At 54.3% G+C, this 3,681-nt stretch carries 3 protein-coding genes and 1 pseudogene; 1 reads left to right on the forward strand and 3 read right to left on the reverse strand.

The window, feature by feature from the left end; translation table 11 throughout:
• Nucleotides 1-49: 49 nt before the first annotated feature.
• From AX730_RS18935 to AX730_RS13795, 3 genes are all read right to left on the reverse strand, one after another.
• Nucleotides 50-208, reverse strand: coding sequence for a hypothetical protein (locus AX730_RS18935; RefSeq protein ID WP_198147206.1), 159 nt, complete (start codon nt 206-208; stop codon nt 50-52).
• Nucleotides 209-731: 523 nt separating this feature from the next.
• The gene (locus AX730_RS18535; RefSeq protein WP_157074258.1) at nt 732-1,805 is read right to left on the reverse strand and encodes a CBS domain-containing protein; all 1,074 of its coding nucleotides are present in this window, start codon (nt 1,803-1,805) and stop codon (nt 732-734) included.
• A gap of 90 nt (nt 1,806-1,895) precedes the next feature.
• Nucleotides 1,896-3,194, reverse strand: coding sequence for an SNIPE associated domain-containing protein (locus tag AX730_RS13795; RefSeq protein WP_062357468.1), 1,299 nt, complete (start codon nt 3,192-3,194; stop codon nt 1,896-1,898).
• A gap of 184 nt (nt 3,195-3,378) precedes the next feature.
• Between AX730_RS13795 and AX730_RS13800 the strand changes: the two are divergent.
• Nucleotides 3,379-3,681, forward strand: a pseudogene (locus AX730_RS13800) (hypothetical protein); the annotation flags it as partial.

Raw genomic sequence — 3,681 nt, forward strand, 5'->3', positions numbered from 1 at the left:
GGCAATGGCCGCATAGCTCCACTTCTGGTGTCCGCTAAAAGCGGGGGGATTACCCCAGCACCTCGAACGGTCGCGCCGCCCTCGCCGTGCGGAATGCGTCGCGCAGCAGGTCGGCATGATCGACCAACAAGCGGCGACGGCGCTCCAGCAGGTTCACGGTGAAGAAGTAGGTGCCGCCTGGCACCCATAAGCGGCGGTAGTTCGACATGACCGCAGCGTGCCTGCGCCATGACCCTGCCGCCGTCGTCCCAGCCAGCGCATCGGTATCGGACAAATCCGACACCTCCCCACCGCAACCCGGTGGGCCAGGGCCCACCCTACGAGATGCAAACCCCAGCACCGCAACCCACTACGCCACCACACGTAGGGCGGGCTCAAGCCCGCCTTACCGGGTTGTTCGATGCAGCGTTGGATCTTTTCGATACAGCGTTGGACCTTCTCGATGGAACGTTCGATCTTTTCGATGCAACGTTCGATCTTTTCGATGGAACGACGGATCTTTTCGATGCAACGTTCGATCATGGCGTTGGATGAATGCATGTTTTCGATCCAACGTTGGATCGTTTTGATGGAACGTTGGGTCTTAGTGTTAGAAGAACCGATGTTTTCGATGCAACGTTGGATGTTTTTGATGCAACGTTGGGTCTTAGTGAGAGACGAGCGAGCCTCTTTGGGTCACCGCTCAGTGACGTAGGGCGGGCTCAAGCCCGCCTTACGGGTTGATGATGAGGTCAGGAGGCTCCGATCCCCTGAAGCCGCTGGAGGAAACTACAAACCTTCCTTAGTAGCTCTAAATCTTCAGGGGGAATTCCATCCGGATCGAAATGCATCACATCATTTCTAATTGACCGGACTCGCTCTAGCTGCTTACAGAAAACAACCCTGTCTACCGACAACCCAAGCCGATCCCAGCGATCCTGATTCTCGATCAACCTAAGATACTCCCCGAAGGTTAAATCCGAAACTCGCTGAATTTCTCTACTCTTGTCTGAAGAGTCACCCGCCTGCGCAAGCTCCTCAGGCGAAAACTTCAGATCAATTATACGCCTGATATGATTTTCGATTTCCCCAAGCAACAGAAAAGGCTCTGTAAGCTGCTGAAACTGAATACTAAGATCACTCGCCGTAATAATACCTACAACAGTTTTATCTTGCCCTCGTACAAGCACGTATTGATGTTGGACAATTATTGGCATAGCCTGAAATAAAGAAGCCTCATTCGATATCTCCTGATGAGCATCCATAGCATCACCGACCGTCTTAACTTCTCTTCCAAACCCCATCCGAAGACCTATCGAATTCCAGCTTATAACACCCTTAACATCACGCACTCCCGTCATAACTGGAAGCTGTGAGTAGTCGTTCGCAGCCATTAGAGTCACCGCCTCCTGCAATGAAGCCGTCGGAGACACCCATTGCGGCACTCTATTTGCTGCCGCTAGTTTACTTAGCCTATACGTCGGATCTGCATAGGCAGGAACCTCCCTCACAGCAACCTCGACCGACGCCTCTGCATGCGCCACCGCCGAATCGGGCGAAACCACCACATCATGCCCCGCATCTTCAACATCAAATAGAAATGTTGAATCGATATACAAAGACTCAAAATCAGGTCTGGTTACGAGACCGGCATCCGAAAGCATTCTCCTAATTCGGCCAACTATCCAACTTCCACGCCGCAACGCGCCAAACCAGGAGAGAAACTCTCTTACGGTAATCGGAGGAACTTCTCCGTCAGTGGATATTTCGTTAGCGATATCTTTTAATCGCTTCTCAACAATCTCATCCTCCGAACCATCATCCATTCATCACCTCCACGACATGAGTTGGAAAACAGGAAAAAGGGGGAAAGGACAGCAGGAAAAAAACGAGTTCCGGCCGACCAAAAATAAAGCTCAGAACCCATCCAACTTCTGACTTTGCCTGAACTCTAACGCCTCCGGCTCGTCGTGAAAGGTCAGAAGTTCGCCTGCCAACTCGGAAAGCACAGTCTTCGCGTCGAGCGGCGTGACGCGAAAGAACTCACGCCTCAAATTGACCAGATTCACTCGCGAGGAGGACAGTCTTGAATGCATTGCAGCTTCGATCCCAACCGCATCTTTCGAGAAGAAGAGCGCATGAACATCGAAGTTAAAGGGAACAGATGCGTCGCTTAGCTCCCTGATTCGATCCATCGGATCAAGACGCCTCGTCATTCCAACCTTCACAAGAGACTGACCGAACGATCCGATGTTTGAGATCACATAGACATAGCCAGCCCTGATGTTCGCAGCCCGATAGTCCACATCCGCAATAGCACGCTCAACTTCTGAGATCTGGCTATTCATTCGCTCGACAGCCTCCAAGTCTCCCTTCGCACGCAACACCTCCAAAGCATTCAAGTAGTGCTGACGCTCCTTTGCCAGCTTCAAGCGTTCCCGCTCGATTTCCTGCTGGACTTTCCGCTCCTCGCGCAAGCGCTCACGCTCCTGCCTCTCCAGCTCTTTCTCTTCTGCTTTCTTTTGCACAAAGTCAGCGACCAGCTGAAGTTCCCTTATACGAACCGCAAGATACTCATCCGTAATACGGATACTCATGGTCTTGCCCAGTCGCTGGATGGTATTCGCCACCTTGTACAACCGGTCAATGGCAGCATCCAATGCATACGGCTTGAGGCCCCGCACTAAGACGTCCGCTTCAGCGTTGAATGCTCTGAGCATGAGTTTCGCGTAATCTCGAAGCATGGTTCGACCTTGCGCTTCGGACCCATTTACTGTCCAACCTTTTGCGCCAACGACTGCTTGGCCTTCAGCCTTGTTCATTACTTTGATCTTTGCGCCAAGAGTCGCCAGTTCGGCCTGGTACGCGACTGCGTCCTGTAGCGGATGCGCGTATTCGTAAACCCCTGACTCCTGCAGAAGAGCGCGTTCTCTGGTCTCAACCACTTCTTTTCGAAGTTCTTCTATCTGAGCCAGAAGCTGATCTCGCTCTTTGCCAAGCTCGACAAGCTGAGCCGCCCATCCAGAAGAAGTTTCAGAGATGTTTTTCTTCAGCTTCTCCAGCGCCTGTTCGCGCTCCAACTGACTCAACCCACCAATTCTTGTCAGTGTGGATCGGAGCTCCTCGCGCTCCTTGGCTGCAGCATCTAGTTCGCTCAAGAGTTCGGCAGCGAATCGACGCGCACCAAACATCGGAATCTTGCGAATCCCATTCATCTTGCTTCCCCTTCTATCCATGATCGACGTGCGGATTCGTCGTAGCCCCCCATCCCCGGCATCGTGGGGCTGGCCCCAGAGACACTCCGCATTCATACGCTTGATGTGACGTCCCTATAATGTCACCGAACGCCCCCGCTGCTCTCCCCATGAAGTCCCACTCCCCCGACGCCCTCACCCCCACATGAGCGACGCGCCAGGCCGCACGAGCGCGGCGTCGCTGAGTCCGCTGGACCGGGAAGACCTCCACATCAGACGCCACGAGCGCAGCATCGGCTCCCTCGTGAGCCTGCTGGTGCACATCCTGTTCGTGCTGGCCCTGCTGTACTCCTCCAAGATGACCCTGGCCCCGCCCGAAGGCAGCGCCAGCGGCGGCGCCCGCGTCAAGGTCGACTTCATCGGCGAAACTCCGCAGGACGACCAGCGCATCCCCGTGCCGCCGCTGGCGCTGCCTTCGGGCGGGGCCAGGGTCATCTTGGAGGAGTAC

Origin of the sequence: Pseudoxanthomonas mexicana (assembly GCF_001556105.1) — a bacterium.
In the GTDB taxonomy this organism is placed as follows: domain Bacteria; phylum Pseudomonadota; class Gammaproteobacteria; order Xanthomonadales; family Xanthomonadaceae; genus Pseudoxanthomonas_A; species Pseudoxanthomonas_A mexicana_A.

Excerpts from the sequence above, each read along its gene's own strand:
- AX730_RS13795 (WP_062357468.1), bottom strand. The coding sequence starts at position 3,194 with ATGAATGGGATTCGCAAGATTCCGATGTTTGGTGCGCGTCGATTCGCT.
- AX730_RS18935 (WP_198147206.1), bottom strand. The coding sequence starts at position 208 with ATGTCGAACTACCGCCGCTTATGGGTGCCAGGCGGCACCTACTTCTTC.
- AX730_RS18535 (WP_157074258.1), bottom strand. The coding sequence starts at position 1,805 with ATGGATGATGGTTCGGAGGATGAGATTGTTGAGAAGCGATTAAAAGAT.